Raw genomic sequence first — 17,132 nt, 5'->3', positions numbered from 1 at the left:
TCCTTATTCAAATCTATTTTCCTGTATTCTTTTTAACTCTCTGATAGTTAAATCAAGCTTTTCAGCCTTGAATACTGGAGCACTTGTTCTTACTCTTCTTATACAACATGGATTAATACAACAACATAAAGTTTCCTCTTTAAAATATTCTGCTTCTTTTATAATTTCTCCAGCTGGATCTATTACAGCAGAGTTTCCAAAGAATGTCACTCCATCTTCAACTCCTACTCTATTTGTCATTATATTAAATATTCCATTAGATATAGAACTGCTCTTTAATAAAGCTTTCCATGTAGCTGATACAGAAGTTTTATTCATTCCAAGTCTGGCAGGAGCATTAGCTATAGAGAATATATACTTAGCTCCATCTTGTGCAAGAATGTAGTGAGCTGACTGGTGCCAAGCATCTTCACATATAAGCATTCCCATTCTTCCAAACTTTGTATTAAATGCTCTTATTTTTTCTCCCTCTGCAAAGTATCTTCCTTCAGAAAACATTCCATAATCAGGAAGGTAAACTTTTCTATGCTTATATATGATCCTCCCATCTTCCAGATAGTAAGCTGTATTATATGGATATTCCTCTTCTCCCAGCTCTGCCATACCAAATATTATACTTATCTCTTTACTTTTCTCCAATAGTATTTCTGGAACATTTTTCATAGCTGTTTCAAAAACTATATCCTCCAACATATATCCATTTAATGCCAATTCAGGAAACACTATGATATCATCTCCAGCTTCTATTCCCTTTTCAATTAACTCTACCATTTTCAATAAGTTTTGCTCTGTATTTCCCAATACAGGTTTCATCTGCTCAATACGAATATTCATAGTTCCCCCTATTTAAGAGATAACAAATCTTCTAATGTAGTTATCTTTATATTATCATAATCTCCTGTGATTACTTTTACTTTTTCTCCTACTCTCTCTACAAGGAAAGAATCGTCTGTCCCAAGAATTTTTTCAATTTCTGCTTTTTTATATGCTTCTTTTAGTATATCTCCTCTGAATGTTTGAGGAGTATGAACAGCTATAAGTCCTGCTCTGCTTGGCGTAGTAAGTATTTCGCCATCTATTCCCACTACTTTTATAGTGTCCTTTACAGGTACTCCTATCACTGCTCCAGCAAGAGTTTTATCATTATCCAGTGCTTCGCAGGTCATTTTTATATATTTTTCTTTCATAAAAGGTCTCACTCCATCTTGTACCAGTATGTAAGTGCTTCCTTCATCTTCTTTCAAGGCATTATAAATAGAGTCTTGCCTCTCTCTTCCACCTGCAAGAACTTTTTTAACTTTTTTTATATTATATTTATTACATTGTTTTTCCACTAAGTCAATATTATTTTCATTAGTTACAATAATTATTTCATCTATCAAAGAAGATTTTTCTGCTGTTTCCAATGGGAATATAAATAAAGGTTTTCCATTATGTTCAAAGAATTGTTTTGGATAATCCAGTCCCATCCTTTTTCCTATTCCAGCTGCTGCCAATATCAATGTTATTTTCTTCTTTTTTATTTCAGAGTCACTACTGTACATCCTAATCCTCCCTCTCCATGTCCTCCTATTCTGTATTCTTTTACATAAGGACATTTTTTTAGGTAATTAAGTATTCCTTCTCTCAGCGCTCCAGTACCTTTTCCATGTATCACATAAACTTCATTATATGAATTCATAACAGCTCTGTCCAGATAAGTTTCCAGTTCATACACTGCTTCATCTACCATTTTTCCTCTTAGATCTATTTCGCTTCTTACAGCGGTTTTCTTATGAGAGAATGAATTATATACTTTCTGTTTTTTCTCTTCTACTACTTTTACATCATCTAAAGATACTTCCAGTTTTAATATTCCTGCTTGTACCTGTACTGTTTCTTTAGAAAGATTTATCTTTAATACATTTGCGAATTGGTTAAGACTATTGACAAACACTCTTTCTCCCACTTTGAAATCAACTTTTCTTGCAACTTTTGGTTTCTCTGCAACAGTTTTAGTCTTATCATCCTGCAGAGCCGATCTAAGCATATTCAAACTTTTCTGAACATTCTTAATATCTTCTTTCTTATTATCTTCTTTTTGTATCTTCTCAACCAGAGCTGCTGCTTTAGACTGCATTTCTTTCATCATTCTATCTGCTTTTTCATAAGCTTCTTTCAATATATCATTCTTTTCTTTTTCCAAAACTCTAAGTTTTTCTTCAAAAGCTTCTTTATCTCTTTGAGCAGCTTCTTTCAAAAACTCTACCTGTCTTTTCATTATATCAAGTTCATCTGCTTTATCCTTAATATTGCTTATCATTTTTTCTATTTTTTTATTATCATCGCTTATGTAACTCTTAGCTTTGTTGATTACCTCTTCAGATACTCCAAGTCTTCTGGCAATAGTAAGAGCATTACTTTCCCCAGGTATTCCTATTAATAGTCTATAAGTAGGTGAAAGAGTTTCTACATTAAATTCCATTGATGCTGTTTCTATTCCTTCTTCATTATAACCATGAGCTTTTACTTCACTGTAGTGAGTAGTTATTATTGATTTGCATTTTTTATCTTTCAGATAATCTATAACTGCCATAGCAAAAGCTGACCCTTCAGCAGGGTCTGTTCCTGATCCTAATTCATCTAATAATACAAGAGAAGCTCTTGTTACATTTTCAAGTATCTCCTGAACATTTTTTAAGTGAGCTGAGAATGAAGATAGTGATTGTTCAATACTTTGCTCATCCCCTATATCAGCATAAACCCCTGTGAAAAATCCAATGCTTGAATGCTCATGAGCTGGAATAGGTATTCCACTCAATGCCATTAGTGTTAGAAGACCAGCTGTTTTCAATGCAACTGTTTTTCCTCCTGTATTTGGACCTGTTATAAGAAGAGTATTATAATCTTTTCCTATTTCAAATGTAAGAGGAACAACTGATGAAGCTGGTATAAATGGATGTCTTGCATCTACCAGTGTCAATATCTCTCTATTATTGATATTAGGAACTACACATTTTTTTTCTATCCCATACATAGCTCTGGCATTAAGTATATCCAGTGTGATAACTGCTTCCCCAACTCTATCTATATCATCTTTGCTGTTTCTTATATAATCAGTTATTCTAAGAAGTATTTTTCTTATTTCTTCTCTTTCCTTTATTTCCAGTTCTCTATTTTTATTATTTAGAGCAACTATTGATAATGGCTCAATAAATACTGTCTGCCCACTTGATGATCTGTCATGTTCAATACCTTTTAGCTGTCCTTTAAAATCTGCCTTTACAGGAACTACACTTCTTCCATCTCTTTCAGTGATTATCTTTTCCTGAAATACTTTAGCAAACTGAGGTTCATTAAAAAGTTCATCAAACTTTCTCTTGATATTCATAGCAAGAGTCTTTTTATGTATTCTGATATCTCTTAAATCAAGAGATGCATCGTCTTTTATCTCTTTGTTATTATCAATAGCCTTGTTAATAGTATCTTCTATCCCTCTCAAAATAGGTACATCATTAAATTTATCTCTTAAATCTTTATATTTGTTCAAATCATCCAATCTGTTTTTAAATACTCTGAAAAGTCTTAGGTTATGATTGATATCCCACAAATCTTCCACATCCAGATATGTTCCAATCAGCTGTGATTTCTTTGTCATCTTACATATATCTTTCATTCCAGCAGTTTCCAGTCCACCATCAAATTTCAAAAAATCTGTGAAATCTCTCAATACATCAAGCTCTCTATTTAAAGAGCTGAAGTCTTTGAAAGGTTCAAGCCCCAATATTTTGTAATGGTTCTCTTCTATAGCACTATAATTTGAAATTTCTTCTCTTAGCTTGTCAAATTCCAAAACTGTATAACTATGTCTATTCATTTCTACCACCTTGTTATATATTTACGTTCATTTTATTATATCACAAATCTCTATTTTTCTTAAAGAAAGTTGAAGAAATTTAAAAAAAACTTGATATTTTCTTTATTTAATGATACAATTATTTGCAATTGTGTGTTCAATTGCAATCAGGAAAGAGGTGACAAAGATGCAAAGATGTGAAATTACAGGAACTGGAATTATTAGTGGTAACCAAATTTCTCACTCTCATAGACTTACTAGAAGAGTATGGAAACCAAACTTACAAGTTACTACTATCGTTGTAAACGGATCTCCAGTTAAAGTTAAAGTTTGTTCAAGAACTTTAAAAACTTTAAGAGGTGCCAGTGAAGTTGAAGTAATGAATATGCTAAAAGCTAACGCTTCTACTTTAAGTGCTAGGCTTGCTAAATTCTTAAGCAAATAGTCTTAATCTTAACAATGGGATACCTTTAATAAAAAAAGACAGCTTAACAAAAGCATGTCTTTTTTTTATATCTTTTTTTACCCTGACAAATAACAGCAATGCTGAACAGGACTTTATTTTACTTTTAGGTTATACTTTATTTGAGAGGAGAGATGTTATGGATTGGATATTTTATATACAGAATGCTATTGACTATATAGAAGATAATATTCTTGAAGCTATTGATTACAATGATGTGGCAGAACAAATTGGTTTTTCTAATTTTCATTTTCACAGAACCTTTGCTCTCCTTGCAGGAATGACAGCAAATGAATATATTCGTAAAAGAAGATTATCAATGGCTGGTGAAGAACTTTCTATGTCTAATGCTAAAATCATTGATATTGCATTTAAATATGGTTATGAAACTCCAGAAAGTTTTTCAAAAGCTTTTAGCCGCTTTCATGGATTTAACCCAAGTGAAGCTAAAAAATCTGGAACATCTCTGAAAAAATTCTCTCGTTTTTCTATTAAAGTAAAAGTTGAAGGGGGTAAAATTATGGATTACAAAATTGAAGAAAAAGGTTCTATGAAATTTTTAACTGCATCTAAAAGCTTTCTGAATGAGATAATAAACGAAAAGGAGAATCGAGAAATTTCTGATTTCTGGACTGAATCTTTTAAAAATGGAACTATAGAAACACTGAAGAAAAGTTCAGTTGATGGAGGAATATATGGCTTATGCCTTCCTACATCTAAAGAATCTGACAGTTTTAAATATGGAATTGGGATAAAAAATGATGATATTCTCAATCCTATAGAAAATTTTGAAATATGGACTGTAGAACCATCTATGTGGGCCATTTTTAAATGTATTGGCAGTGATGGACAATGTATCGCTAATATGTGGGAAAGAATATTCAGTGAATTTCTACCAGCCTCTCCTTATAAAATGACTGCCCAAGCTGACTTAGAATATTATTATGAAAATAATGAAAATATATTCTGTGAACTATGGATCCCTGTTGAGAGAAAATAAATATATATTAAAAAGGGACTGTTGTAAATTTAAAACAGCCCCTTTTTTTATCTTATATCATTATTCAATTACATCTGAAACTTTTCTTTTCCCTATAAATGCTCCTATTATCATTCCTATTATTGCTGGCACAAGCCATGAAAATCCATATTCAGACAAAGGCATCTTACTTAAAATAATTCTGAATATAGAAATATTCAATCCACCATTTACTAGAGTTTCCATTAAGCTAAAGAGAAAAGCCATTAAAACTCCACCTTTAAATGGTCCATCATTTGGAAGAAATTTCTTTATCAATCCAAGGAAAGTTATCACTATACATATTGGATAGATTACTGCAAACATAAATGAAGCATATCCTACTATTCTGTTAACTCCAAGAATTCCTAAAACTCCTCCAACTATACATACAACTATCAGCCATGTTGAATATTTTATTCTCCCTTTTGTAAATTCTTCTACAAATTCTCCTGCAATAGCAGCTATCCCTACTCCTGTTGTCAAGCATGCAAGCATAACAATAACTGCCAGAACTCCTGATCCTGCTTTTCCAAGCAGTTGTTCTACAAGAACTATAAGCATTGTTGCCATAGACATATTTGAATTAATATATTCATCACCTGTTGCTCCCAGATACAGCAATCCTATATAGATAATTGTCAGTCCTATAATGGCTACAAGGGCTGTAATATATATTCCCATATTTATCTGACTTTTCTTTATCTCTCCATCTCTTAGAGCATTAAAGAACAGAGCTGCACACATCAATCCAAGAGTAAGATCTCCAGTATTATATCCTGTTATAAGGGCATCAACAAATGGTTTTTCTATTCCTGTAGGAATAGGTGTTCCTATTGGTTTGATAACTGCTGCTGCCACTATTACTAATAATGCAATCAAAAGTGCTGGTGTCAGATATTTCCCAATTTTATCTACCACAGATTTAGCATCTTTTGCTATAAAGAATATAATTACAAAAAAAATCAATATTGTAACTGGCATTGGAACTTTATCTGTTAAAGCACGAATTCCCATTTCATGTGTTGTAGCCGCTAATTTCGGCATAGTTGAAGTCATTGCAAGCATCAATACCATTATAAGATAAAAGAAGTTATAAAACCAAGGTGCAATAGGATTTAAAAGATTTTTAACATTTCCTCCAGAGTTATTCACTGCAATTACAGCAATTACTGGAAGTAATATCCCTGAACAAAATAATCCCAAAGCTCCTGATATCCATTCCGTCCCGCTTGCTACTCCTATTCCAGGAGGAAATATTAAATTCCCTGCTCCAAAAAAAGTTGAAAAAAGAGCAAATCCAACAATAATTCCTTTCTTAATCACTTTACTATCCATAAAATTTCCCTCTCCTCTTTTTATTTATTTTATGATTTAGTCTTTTTTATATACAATTTCTCCATTAACCATTGTAAAAGAGATTTTTACATCTTTTATTTCATCCTTTGGAATATTGTAAATATTTTTTTCTAATCCTGTTATATCTGCATATTTTCCAATCTCCAATGTTCCCTTGATATTTTCTTCAAAAGACTGGTAAGCAGCATTTATTGTAAATAATCTTACAGCCTCATCTATACTCAATCTTTGAGATGGCATCCACCCTCCCTCTGGCAACCCTTTTATATTCTTACTTGTCACTGCAAAATATATATTTTCCAGAATATTAAAACTCACCACTGGTGCATCTGATCCCCCTGAAATATGTAATCCCTCATCTAGCATTGTTTTCCATGCATATGATGAATCTGTTCTTTCTTTTCCCAGCCTTTCTTCTGCTATTTCCATATCTGTATCTATAAAAACTGGCTGTATATAAGCAGTTATATTCCCTTTTACCATTTTATTAAGAATTCTTTTATTTGTAATTTGAGCATGTACTATTCCATTTCTCATAGGATTTGAAAGATTATCTTTATTTACTTCATTTAAAATATCTGCTGCTATTTCAATAGCTCCATCTCCTATTCCATGTACTGCTACCTGCATATTATTTTCTTTAGCTTTTCTAAAAAATTTTCTTAATTGATCTTCATCTAAAATCTGTATTCCACAAGTACTTGAATCATCAGTATATGGTTCATTCATATAGGCTGTTCTTGCTCCAAGAGATCCATCTGATATAACTTTTAAAGGTCCAATTTTAAAGTATTCCCCACCTTGCCCTGTTCTGTATCCTTTATTTATAAATTCTTCAAAATTTTCATAAACAAAAAACATATTCTGTTCATAGGTTCTTACTTTCAATTTTCCTTCTTTTTCAAGCTCTGTATATGCTGTTATTACCTTTTCCCAATCCTCCTCTGGAACTGCTGAAAAATAGTCAGCACTATGTACCTGTGTTATCCCCTCTTTCAGAAAATCTTCCTGTGCCAGAAGAATCATCTCTTTAATATATTCAATAGTAGGTTTTTCTAAAGTCTTTCTATATACTGTTATTGAAGATTCTCTCAAGGTACCTTTTTCTATATCTATATACTCCATAGCTTCTTCTGAAATTTTATTTTTCATTATCATTTCCATAGCCTTTGAATTTACTACAGCAACATGAGCACAAACTCTCAATAAAATTATAGGATAATCTGTAGATATTTTATCCAAGTCCTTTTTATAAATAAAATCATTTCCATCTTTAAATTCTGATTGATTCCAACCCCATCCAATTAACCATCCTTGACTCAATCCATTTTTCTTATAATGCTCTTTGCCTCTTTTGATAACTTCCTCTACTGATTCTGACCCATTTAATTTTACAAATTTTTTTGTTTCTGCATAATCCAAAGCATGAAGATGTGTATCTACAAATCCAGGAAAAACTAATTTTCCTTTCATATCTATTTTTTCTTTTGCTTTCAAATTCTCACTCTCTTTATCTTTTCCAAGAAAAGATATTTTTCCATCCTTTATTCCAATTGCCTCATAAATAGAATTAGCCTCATCCATTGAATGAAACTCTCCATTATACAGTAACGTGTCTAAAGTCATTTTATTCCCCTCCTTAAATTTCATTGTTTTAATTAAAAGCAATTTTTATGCCAATATTTTATTAGCTCCACTTTTCTCTAAAATATATAATTTTTATACTCAAATACATTTCTATTCATTTAAGAAACTGTAAATTTTTTTACTCTTTTGTAAAAAATATTTTACATTACTATTACAAATATGTTAAAGTAATTCAAAGGGAGGGATTAAAATGATTGAGAACTATATTGATTTAATAAAAATGATAGATAATTCCTTTGATGGAATAATGGTTGTAGACGAAAACCTGATTATAAGGTACTGTAAATATTTTTCTGCTTCTGGACTTGGAAGTGTTGATGTAAAAGCAGCTATTGGAAAAACACCTCTTGATATTTTTGCAAATATTACTGAGGAATCTTCTACTTTCTACAAAGCAGTAAAATATAGAGAAACTTCTCTGAATAATACTCAGGTTATTATTTACAGCAATGGAAAAAAAGAACCTATAGTTGACAGTACAATCCCTATCATTGCAGATGATAAAGTCATAGGAGCTGTAAATACAGTAAGGTTTGTAAGCAACTTTAAAAAAAATAACTTTACCAACCATTCAAATATATTAGCTCCATGTTCCAATGAACTCTATACTATTGATGATATAATAGGAACTTCTGAAGAAATTACAGCCTTAAAAAATAAGATATCCAAAGTTTCCAGAACTAATTCAAATGTATTTATATATGGAGAAACAGGAACAGGAAAAGAAATGGTAGCTCAGTCTATTCATAGCAACAGTGACAGGAAAAACAAAATATTTATTTCACAAAACTGTGCAGCTATCCCTGATAACCTTTTGGAGAGTATTTTATTTGGAACTACAAAAGGGAGTTATACTGATGCTATAAATAGACCTGGAATTTTTGAGATGGCAGATGGGGGAACAATTTTTTTAGATGAAATCAACTCTATGAACCTCAATATGCAGGCAAAACTTTTAAGAATAATAGAAGACAAAAAAATAACAAGGATAGGAGGAATCGAAACTAAAGAAGTAGATGTTCGTATAATAGCAGCAATCAATGAAGTTCCTGAAGTCTGTCTTGCTGAAAAAAGAATTCGCCCTGATCTCTTTTACAGATTATCAAGTGTTCAGTTAAAAACTCCTGCACTAGCTGAAAGAAAAAAAGATATAGAAAAACTATCCCATTTTTTTATCAACCTTTACAATAAAAAAATGAATATGTCTATATCTGGTATTTCAAAAAATGTTTTGAATATCTTTGGTGATTATACATGGCCTGGAAATGTGAGAGAATTAAAAAATGTAATTGAAACAGCTTTCAACTTTGCCTCATCTGATATCATAGAATTATGTGACATTCCTGATTATATTTTAACAGCTGATAATAAATTAAACCATTGCAGCAGTCCTGTACCTAATAGTACTTATAAAAATGAATCTTTAAATACTGCTCTTGAAAATTTTGAAAAAAATTATATAATCACAGCTTCTAAAAACACTTGCTCATTTTCAGAATTGGCAGATACTCTTAAAATTTCTCGACAGCTTCTTAATCATAAAATTAAAAAATATGATTTAAAAAAAGATATTAATTACTAAAAATTCAAAAGGGCCAGTTGATTATCTCAACTGGTCCTAATTTTATATATTATTATTCTTTCCAGAAGGCATATCCATCTCTTCCTCTATTTTTACTGTATAAAAGATCCTAGAAAAAATGCCCCAGCAATTACAGGAATGTACATTACTGTTATAGCTAAAAGATGAAAATGCTAGAAGCAATTCTATTGCTGCTATTATCAGAAATTTATGCATTTGTTCCCACTATACACTACTAAAACATTTTATATGTTAGTACCAAAAGTCTATAATATTTTTTTGATAATTACTTTTAAAATGAATTTATATTAGTATTTATGACAATTATCAAAAAAAGAAAAAAGGCTGAACTTTAACGTCCAACCTGTAAGAAACTATTTTTCAACTCTTGTATAAGGAATCAAAGCAATGTTTCTAGCTCTTTTTATAGCTTTAGCTATTCTTCTTTGTAACTTAGCATTAGCTCCAGTTACTCTAGAAGGATTGATTTTTCCTTTATCAGATACAAATCTTTTTAAAAGGTCTACATTTTTATAATCAATTTCTTCAGCTTTAACTCTTAATTTAGCTCTTCTTCTTCTGAATTCTGCCATTTTTATAACCTCCTCTTGATTTTAACTACATTCTAAAATAATTAGTCTTGCTTAACGATGATATATCTCATTACTTCTTCAGTAATGTTAAGCTTTCCTTCAACTGCTGATAATTGAGTTCCATCAATATCAAAAGTTGCTAGTACATAGAATCCAGTTTTTTTCTTATCAATAGGATAAGCTAATTTTCTTTCTCCCCATTTTTCACTTTTAGCTACTGTAGCTCCAGCTGCAGTTAAAATTCCTGTTACTTTTTCAACTACTGCATCTCTACCTTCTTCTAAAATTGTTGGGTTGATGATGTACATGATTTCATATTTTTTCATTTCTTAACCTCCTCCCTATGGTTTTAGCCCAAAACACATTGATTTTGAGCAGGGCAATAAATACTATACCATTTTCCAATGATTTTTTCAAGTATTTATTTATTATTTTTTAGAACTTCTTATCCAAGGTGGAAGATCAAGTTCAGATCTTTTTACATCTGCTTCTTCTGGAGTAACAACTGTTACAGGTTTCTTAGCATCTACATTGATAAATGGCTCGCTTTTCTCCTGTTCATTTACAAAGTTGTTAGCTATAATAGTAACTTGTACTCTATCCCCAACTTCTGGATCAATAACAAGCCCGAACATAACATCATCAGCAGTTTTTCCAGCTGCATCTCTAATCATATCAGAAATTGTCTGAGCTTCCATAAGAGTTATATCAGGTGCACCAGTTATATTAATAAGTATTTTGCTTGCTCCAAGTATAGATTTTTCAAGTAATGGAGATAGCAATGCTTTTTCAGTAGCTTTTACAGCTCTGTTTTCCCCTTCTCCCTCTCCAAATCCAAGGACAGCCACACCAGAATTCATCATTGTTGCTTTGATATCAGCAAAATCCAGATTAATAAGTCCATTACCAATCATAAGGTCTGCAACACCTCTGATACCTATTTTCAGGATATTATTTGCTTCTTTGAATGCATTTTGCAAAGTTATTGTTTTATCAGGTAATTCAAAAAGTTTGTCATTTGGTATTATTACTAAAGCATCTACAGCTTTTTTAAGGTTCTCAACACCTATATCAGCATTATTTTTTCTTTTCTTCCCTTCAAAAGAGAATGGTCTTGTTACAACTGCTACAGTCAATACTCCAAGTTCTTTTGCTACCTTAGCAATTACTGGAGCAGCTCCTGTTCCAGTTCCTCCTCCCATTCCTGCTGTTATGAAAAGCATATCTGTTTCTTCTAAAAGATTTTTGATTTTTTCTACATCCTCTTCTGCTGCCTGTCTCCCTATTTCAGGATCAGCTCCAGCTCCAAGTCCTCTTGTTAATTTTTCTCCAAGTTGAATTCTTATGTCAGCCAGAGATTTATTTAAATCTTGAGCATCTGTGTTGGCAGCAATATATTCTACTCCTCCTACTCCAGATTCGATCATATCATTGATCGCATTTCCTCCAGCTCCTCCAGCTCCTAATACCTTTATCTTAACTAAATCTTGATCTATCAACATAATACCCCCTTTTATCATTTCCTTCCGAATTTAAATAAAATTAGAAAACCAGTTTTTTATACTGCTGAGTGTTCCACTTTTCTTTTTGCTGTTATTTTTATCATTTTCTAGTAATTTATCCAAGTCGTCCTCTTCAGACTCTTCTGCTGTAACTCTTGAAGGATCTTCAGATTCATTCTGCTGCGAATAAAAACCTGACTGCATTCTGTTATACTCTTCTTCCATTATTTCACTGAAGATTCCTATAACTGTAGCCATACTGGCATCTACATCCTCCAAACCTCGAAAAGCATGAGGAAGCACCTTTCTCACAACATATCCTGTTTTTTTATTTATTTTTTCAAGAAGGCCATCAATAACAATAGCTCCTCCTGTTAAAACCAAACCTTTTCCAAGGTATCCGTTAAATCCAGATTCCTCAATAGTTTGAGTAATAAAGCTGATTATGTCTTCTGTTCTTGCATCTATTATATTTTTTATATCTGCTACTGATACCTTTTTAGTATCACCACAGAATATATGTTCTTCGTGTATATCTTTATCTTTCAGTTTTGATAAAATTTCAAAAGCTTCCTGTTTAGATATCTGGAATAGATAACTTATGTCATTGACATAGTGCATTCCACCTAATGGAAGTGATTTTGAATAGATAAGTTTATCGTTCTTAAATAGGATTATATCTGTTGAGCCTTCCCCAATATCAATCAGAGCAACTCCCATTCTCCTATCTTCATCATCAAGAGAAGCTTTAGCAGAGGCATAAGCATTTAAAAGAACATTTTCTGCTTCCAATCCCACTCTATTTACTACTTCCACCAATTTCTCAGCTTCTGCTTCATCTATATATATCAGATGGACATCTCCCTGCATCTCTTTTCCAGTTACTCCTATTGGGTTTTTGATTATCCCTGAATTATTTACTCTAATATTATATATTTCTCTTTTTAATACTCTTTCTTTGCCTGTAAGAAGCTCATGTTCAGCCATTCTGATCAGTGTATCTACCTCTTTCTCTCCGATTTCTTTTTCATCAAAAGAATATCTCACATTGGTAGTTCTTGATTTAATAGCTTCTCCACCTATACCTATGGATACTTTTTCAATAGGAATACTAGTCTGCTCTCTCAGCTGTCCCAGTGCATAAGCTAGACAGTGACTAAGCTCCTCTGGATTTTCCACGACTGATTTTTTCATACCACGGCTTGGAACTTCCACATATCCTAATATCCTCAGGTGTTCACCGTCAGCAGATAATTCTCCAGTGACAGCTTTTATTTTCATATTTCCTATATCTACTGCTGTTTTTATTATACTATCTCTATTATCTGTCATCGCTTTTATCCCCCAAACTTTTTACTATAAAGTCATTGAATCTCAAATCTATATATTCTACTTTTTTGCTTTTGATAAGTTCCGAATATAAAGTTTCTACAACCTTATATTTTTCTCTTTTTATCTCTTCATTGGTTTTTATTATTGTACCATCTACAAGGATTATTTCAATGCAATTTTTATCTTTTATGTAGATTTGAGACACTAATTCTTTTAATATGTAGTCATCCATCAAAACTAAAACATTTAGCAGGCTCTTTATATCCTCTTTTTCATTTACTGAAATAAGGGGAATATCCTTCTTTTCTTTTTCATTAAAAGTCCCAAAGACTACTCCTTCTGAATCCACTAAATATATTTTATCCTTGATCTGGGCGTAGTAAAATAGCTCTTTTTCCTCTACAATTATAGTGAGTTCTCCCAATGCATTATTTTCTACACTGGCATTTTTTACTCTGACATCCTTTTTCAATATATCTTCTATGCTCTTAAAATCTAAATCCCATATGTTCTTATTATATGTTGTTTTCCCTAGTTCTGTCAATTCCCTTAATAATAATTTTGGCTCACCTTTTATATTAACCTTCTTTATCTTAAAGAAATCCAGCTTTAAAAATTGAGAAGGAATAGAGAAAACTAAAAAGCTTATTCCTAATATTGTGAAAAGTCTTATTATAAATTTCAAAAAAATCTCCTCACTTTTAGATTTGATCTATCTTTTAAATGTTTCTACCATTATTTTTACAACATCATCATATGTATATCCTTTTAAAGTTGCCAGATCTGGAATAAGACTTGTTTTTGTCATTCCAGGAAGTGTATTTACTTCAAGGAAATATACTTTATCATCTTTAAGAATAAAATCACTTCTTGATATTCCTGCAAGTCCAAGCACATTATGTACCTTTACAGCATTTTCAAGAGCCTCATCATATGCTTTTTTATCTATTTTAGCAGGGTATTCATGTACTGATCCCCCTTCAGCATATTTTGATTCATAGTCATAAAATTCATTTTTAGGAATTATTCTAAGTACTCCAATTCCCTCTCCATTGATAACTCCAACAGTAAGTTCATCCCCAGTTATCATTTCTTCTATAACTATTTTTTTCCCAGCAAGTTCTGCTGCTGCTTTTTCAGCTTCTTCTCTGTTATGGCAGAAGAATATTCCTACACTTGAACCTTCTAGAGCAGGTTTGATTACAACAGGATATGAATCTATATCAGATACCTTATCATAATTCTTTGCAGTTCTTACTCCTGCACTTTCAGCAAGTTTTTTAGTAATAACTTTATCCATAGCTATTCCGCTTGCCTCTGCTCCTGATCCAGTATATGGTTTTCCAAGCATATCAAGAAGTCCCTGTACTCTTCCATCTTCTCCAAATCCTCCATGAAATGCAAGATATGCAAAATCATATTCATTTTCAATAAAAGCTGAAACAAGATTTTCTTTTGTAACATCGATTCCATATGCATCATAGCCTTGTTTTAAAAGGCTTTCTAAAATTGCTTTTCCACTGTTGAGAGATACTTCTCTTTCAGAAGATATTCCTCCCATAAATACTGCTATCTTCAAAATTATTCCCCCTATTTATCCGAATTTTTAATTATTATTATTTCTTCTTCAAGGTTTATTCCATATTTTTCGCTTATAGTCTTCTTTACCAGCTTCAGTATTTCAGAAATATCTTTGAATGTAGCAGTTCCTTTATTGACTATGAAATTAGGGTGTTTTTCTGATATCTGAGCTCCACCTATAACAGTCCCTTTCAATCCAGCCTCTGATATAAGCCTTGCTGAGAAGTCCCCAGCTGGATTTTTGAAAGTACTTCCAAGATTAGGGAGATCCAAAGGCTGTTTACTCTCTCTCAAAGCTTGTATTTCTACAACTTTTTGGAGATTAAATCCATCTTTGAACTTAAATACAGCACTTATTATTATCCATTTTTTACTTTGTATCTCAGTTCTTCTATAAGAAAAATCTAAATCCTCTTTTTTTATTCTTCTTATTTCATGATTTTCATCAAATATTTCAACTTCACTTATACAGTCAAAGATTTCACTTCCATAAGCTCCCCCATTCATGTAGACAAGTCCCCCTACACTTCCAGGTATTCCAGCAAGATTTTCCAGCCCGCTGTAGTTATTTTTGTTCATATAAGCAATAAGCTTATTGAAATCCAGCCCAGCTTCTACTTCTATCAGACCTCTTTCCAGTTCTCTTATACTATCAAACTCTTTCAGAGAAACAAAAGTCATATCTAAATTTCCCTCATCTATCAGAGTATTAGTTCCATTTCCAATGAGAAAAATATTACTATTTTTTTCAAATATCTCTTTAAGTTCATTTTTATCTTCTACAGTTATAAATTTTTTTGCTGTTCCCCCTACTTTCATATTAGAGTGCAGCTTCATTTCATGATTTTCAAGTATCTTCATTATCTGTTTTTCCCTTCTAATTTATCAGCTATCCTGTGAGCTACTTTAGAGATATCTCCTGCTCCCATAAACATAAATACTTCATGTCCTTGACAGTTTAATACTCTTTCATCTATTTTTTCACTGTTTTTTTCAATTATTACTTTTTTATTTTTTAATATATTTCCAAGATCTTCTACAGTTACTCCAAATTCATCTTTTTCCCCAGCACTGTATATTGGAAGAAGAAATACCTCTTCAGCTCCATCAAATGCATCTTTGAAACTTTGAAGAAGAAATTTAACTCTGCTGTAACGATGAGGTTGAAATATTATAGTAAGTTTTTCATGCTCAATAGATTTTGCTCCTTGAAGTGTTGCTTTAATCTCAGTTGGATGATGTGCATAGTCATCTATTATTTTTATTCCTTTATCTTCATTACAATAAAGAATATCATATCTTCTTTTTGATCCTTTAAAGTTTTCCAAAGCTTTTTTCAAAAATTCCTCATTTACTCCAAATTTTTTAGCATAGTAAATAACTGGCAGAGAGTTAAGGATATTGTGATGTCCTGGAATAGATATAGTATATCTTCCAGTATCCTCTCCTCTTATCGCTACATTATAGCTTGTTTTTCCATTTTCAATACAAATATCATAAGCAAATATATCTGCATCTTTATCTTTTATACTGTATGTTACTATCTTTTCTTTTTCTTTTCCTTCAACTAATTTTTTTAGGTTTTCGCAGTCTATACATACCACTGCTTCATTCTTAGTCTGATCAATAAATTGAGAAAAAGATTTATTTATATTTTCAAGACATCCATGAGTATCCAGATGGTCTTCCTCTATATTAGTTATCACTGCATATGATGGATTCATATATAGAAAAGAATTGTCACTTTCATCAGCTTCAGCTACAAAGTATTCTGATTTTCCCGGCTTGGCATTTGACCCTATTTCAGGAAGTATTCCTCCTACTACAATAGTTGGATCTAAATCAAGCATAACAGAAGACATCATAGAACTTGTAGTAGTCTTACCATGTGTTCCTGCCACTGCTATTCCAGTTTCATCATTTAGAAGCATAGCTAAAAGCTCTCCTCTTTTTACTATTTTTATTCCATTATCCACTGCATATTTATATTCAGGATTATCATATTTTATGGCACTTGAAGCAATTACCATATCACATCCTTTTATATGTTCTCCCTCATGAGTATTATATACAGTTATACCCATATTTTCCAATTCTTCTGTCACATATCCTCTATTTAAGTCAGCCCCATTTACTTCATAACCTTTTGTTTTCATTATTTTAGCAAGACCGCTCATTCCTATACCGTTTATACCAATAAAATAAATTTTTTTCATCAAC

General features: G+C 31.7%; 17 protein-coding genes. 3 read left to right on the top strand and 14 right to left on the bottom strand.

All coding sequences use genetic code 11. The annotated features are described in order from the left end of the window. Positions 1-3 precede the first annotated feature (3 nt). From E0E45_RS15170 to E0E45_RS15160, 3 genes are read right to left on the bottom strand one after another with little or no spacing between them, the layout of a single operon-like run. Positions 4-834 carry a nitrilase-related carbon-nitrogen hydrolase gene (locus E0E45_RS15170; protein WP_130891938.1) on the bottom strand — a complete coding sequence of 277 codons (831 nt, stop codon included), beginning with the start codon at positions 832-834 and terminating at the stop codon, positions 4-6. Positions 835-842: 8 nt separating this feature from the next. Further along, positions 843-1,544, bottom strand: a complete 702-nt coding sequence (gene ispD / locus E0E45_RS15165) for a 2-C-methyl-D-erythritol 4-phosphate cytidylyltransferase (protein ID WP_130891937.1) — start codon at positions 1,542-1,544, stop codon at positions 843-845. Continuing rightward, positions 1,520-3,856: an endonuclease MutS2 gene (locus tag E0E45_RS15160; protein WP_130891936.1), complete on the bottom strand. Its 2,337-nt coding sequence runs from the start codon at positions 3,854-3,856 to the stop codon at positions 1,520-1,522. The genes ispD and E0E45_RS15160 overlap by 25 nt, the downstream gene beginning before the upstream one ends. 166 nt (positions 3,857-4,022) lie before the next feature. Between E0E45_RS15160 and rpmB the strand changes: the two genes are divergently transcribed. Both rpmB and E0E45_RS15150 read left to right on the top strand, forming a co-directional pair. Further along, the gene (gene rpmB, locus E0E45_RS15155; RefSeq protein ID WP_130891935.1) at positions 4,023-4,280 is read left to right on the top strand and encodes a 50S ribosomal protein L28; all 258 of its coding nucleotides are present in this window, start codon (positions 4,023-4,025) and stop codon (positions 4,278-4,280) included. Positions 4,281-4,437: 157 nt separating this feature from the next. Beyond that, on the top strand, positions 4,438-5,298 hold the full coding sequence (locus tag E0E45_RS15150; protein ID WP_130891934.1) for an AraC family transcriptional regulator: 861 nt from the start codon (positions 4,438-4,440) through the stop codon (positions 5,296-5,298). A 60-nt stretch (positions 5,299-5,358) separates the two neighbouring features. Here E0E45_RS15150 and E0E45_RS15145 read toward each other — a convergent pair whose 3' ends face one another. Together E0E45_RS15145 and E0E45_RS15140 are read right to left on the bottom strand one after the other, a co-directional pair. Continuing rightward, positions 5,359-6,654 (bottom strand): branched-chain amino acid transport system II carrier protein, encoded by a 1,296-nt coding sequence (locus tag E0E45_RS15145; protein WP_130891933.1) that lies wholly within the window; start codon positions 6,652-6,654, stop codon positions 5,359-5,361. A gap of 36 nt (positions 6,655-6,690) precedes the next feature. After that, positions 6,691-8,301, bottom strand: a complete 1,611-nt coding sequence (locus tag E0E45_RS15140; protein WP_130891932.1) for an amidohydrolase — start codon at positions 8,299-8,301, stop codon at positions 6,691-6,693. A 211-nt stretch (positions 8,302-8,512) separates the two neighbouring features. Here E0E45_RS15140 and E0E45_RS15135 point away from each other — a divergent pair, with 211 nt between their 5' ends. Continuing rightward, positions 8,513-9,904, top strand: a complete 1,392-nt coding sequence (locus E0E45_RS15135) for a sigma-54 interaction domain-containing protein (RefSeq protein ID WP_130891931.1) — start codon at positions 8,513-8,515, stop codon at positions 9,902-9,904. Positions 9,905-9,946: 42 nt separating this feature from the next. On the opposite strand, the gene E0E45_RS17745 is transcribed toward E0E45_RS15135, so the two are convergent. The 9 genes from E0E45_RS17745 to murC form a co-directional block, all read right to left on the bottom strand. Next, positions 9,947-10,120, bottom strand: a complete 174-nt coding sequence (locus E0E45_RS17745) for a hypothetical protein (protein WP_172604207.1) — start codon at positions 10,118-10,120, stop codon at positions 9,947-9,949. Positions 10,121-10,278: 158 nt separating this feature from the next. Beyond that, the gene (gene rpsR / locus E0E45_RS15130; protein ID WP_130891930.1) at positions 10,279-10,497 is read right to left on the bottom strand and encodes a 30S ribosomal protein S18; all 219 of its coding nucleotides are present in this window, start codon (positions 10,495-10,497) and stop codon (positions 10,279-10,281) included. Between the two features lie 41 nt (positions 10,498-10,538). Then, positions 10,539-10,823 carry a 30S ribosomal protein S6 gene (rpsF, locus tag E0E45_RS15125; RefSeq protein WP_005950251.1) on the bottom strand — a complete coding sequence of 95 codons (285 nt, stop codon included), beginning with the start codon at positions 10,821-10,823 and terminating at the stop codon, positions 10,539-10,541. Positions 10,824-10,925: 102 nt separating this feature from the next. Then, complete coding sequence (gene ftsZ, locus E0E45_RS15120; protein WP_005982369.1) at positions 10,926-11,999, bottom strand: cell division protein FtsZ; 1,074 nt, start codon at positions 11,997-11,999, stop codon at positions 10,926-10,928. Positions 12,000-12,029: 30 nt separating this feature from the next. Beyond that, positions 12,030-13,331, bottom strand: coding sequence for a cell division protein FtsA (gene ftsA / locus E0E45_RS15115; protein ID WP_130891929.1), 1,302 nt, complete (start codon positions 13,329-13,331; stop codon positions 12,030-12,032). Then, positions 13,321-14,016 carry a cell division protein FtsQ/DivIB gene (locus E0E45_RS15110; protein WP_130891928.1) on the bottom strand — a complete coding sequence of 232 codons (696 nt, stop codon included), beginning with the start codon at positions 14,014-14,016 and terminating at the stop codon, positions 13,321-13,323. Before E0E45_RS15110 ends, ftsA begins: the two co-directional genes overlap by 11 nt. A 27-nt stretch (positions 14,017-14,043) precedes the next feature. After that, the gene (locus tag E0E45_RS15105; protein WP_130891927.1) at positions 14,044-14,910 is read right to left on the bottom strand and encodes a D-alanine--D-alanine ligase; all 867 of its coding nucleotides are present in this window, start codon (positions 14,908-14,910) and stop codon (positions 14,044-14,046) included. Positions 14,911-14,921: 11 nt separating this feature from the next. Next, positions 14,922-15,773: a UDP-N-acetylmuramate dehydrogenase gene (gene murB, locus E0E45_RS15100; protein WP_130891926.1), complete on the bottom strand. Its 852-nt coding sequence runs from the start codon at positions 15,771-15,773 to the stop codon at positions 14,922-14,924. Then, a complete protein-coding gene (gene murC / locus E0E45_RS15095) occupies positions 15,773-17,128 on the bottom strand; it encodes a UDP-N-acetylmuramate--L-alanine ligase (protein ID WP_130891925.1) in 1,356 nt (451 codons plus the stop codon). The genes murB and murC overlap by 1 nt, the downstream gene beginning before the upstream one ends. Between the last annotated feature and the right edge of the window lie 4 nt (positions 17,129-17,132).

Source organism: Fusobacterium ulcerans ATCC 49185 (assembly GCF_900683735.1).
GTDB classification, from domain to species: Bacteria; Fusobacteriota; Fusobacteriia; order Fusobacteriales; family Fusobacteriaceae; genus Fusobacterium_A; species Fusobacterium_A ulcerans_A.
This window is presented reverse-complemented; position numbering and strand designations above follow the sequence as displayed.

Excerpts from the sequence above, each read along its gene's own strand:
- E0E45_RS15140 (WP_130891932.1), bottom strand. The coding sequence starts at position 8,301 with ATGACTTTAGACACGTTACTGTATAATGGAGAGTTTCATTCAATGGAT.
- murC (WP_130891925.1), bottom strand. The coding sequence starts at position 17,128 with ATGAAAAAAATTTATTTTATTGGTATAAACGGTATAGGAATGAGCGGT.
- rpmB (WP_130891935.1), top strand. The coding sequence starts at position 4,023 with ATGCAAAGATGTGAAATTACAGGAACTGGAATTATTAGTGGTAACCAA.
- E0E45_RS15135 (WP_130891931.1), top strand. The coding sequence starts at position 8,513 with ATGATTGAGAACTATATTGATTTAATAAAAATGATAGATAATTCCTTT.
- ispD (WP_130891937.1), bottom strand. The coding sequence starts at position 1,544 with ATGTACAGTAGTGACTCTGAAATAAAAAAGAAGAAAATAACATTGATA.
- E0E45_RS15160 (WP_130891936.1), bottom strand. The coding sequence starts at position 3,856 with ATGAATAGACATAGTTATACAGTTTTGGAATTTGACAAGCTAAGAGAA.
- E0E45_RS15170 (WP_130891938.1), bottom strand. The coding sequence starts at position 834 with ATGAATATTCGTATTGAGCAGATGAAACCTGTATTGGGAAATACAGAG.
- E0E45_RS15145 (WP_130891933.1), bottom strand. The coding sequence starts at position 6,654 with ATGGATAGTAAAGTGATTAAGAAAGGAATTATTGTTGGATTTGCTCTT.
- E0E45_RS15150 (WP_130891934.1), top strand. The coding sequence starts at position 4,438 with ATGGATTGGATATTTTATATACAGAATGCTATTGACTATATAGAAGAT.
- murB (WP_130891926.1), bottom strand. The coding sequence starts at position 15,773 with ATGAAGATACTTGAAAATCATGAAATGAAGCTGCACTCTAATATGAAA.
- rpsF (WP_005950251.1), bottom strand. The coding sequence starts at position 10,823 with ATGAAAAAATATGAAATCATGTACATCATCAACCCAACAATTTTAGAA.
- ftsZ (WP_005982369.1), bottom strand. The coding sequence starts at position 11,999 with ATGTTGATAGATCAAGATTTAGTTAAGATAAAGGTATTAGGAGCTGGA.
- ftsA (WP_130891929.1), bottom strand. The coding sequence starts at position 13,331 with ATGACAGATAATAGAGATAGTATAATAAAAACAGCAGTAGATATAGGA.
- E0E45_RS17745 (WP_172604207.1), bottom strand. The coding sequence starts at position 10,120 with ATGCATAAATTTCTGATAATAGCAGCAATAGAATTGCTTCTAGCATTT.
- rpsR (WP_130891930.1), bottom strand. The coding sequence starts at position 10,497 with ATGGCAGAATTCAGAAGAAGAAGAGCTAAATTAAGAGTTAAAGCTGAA.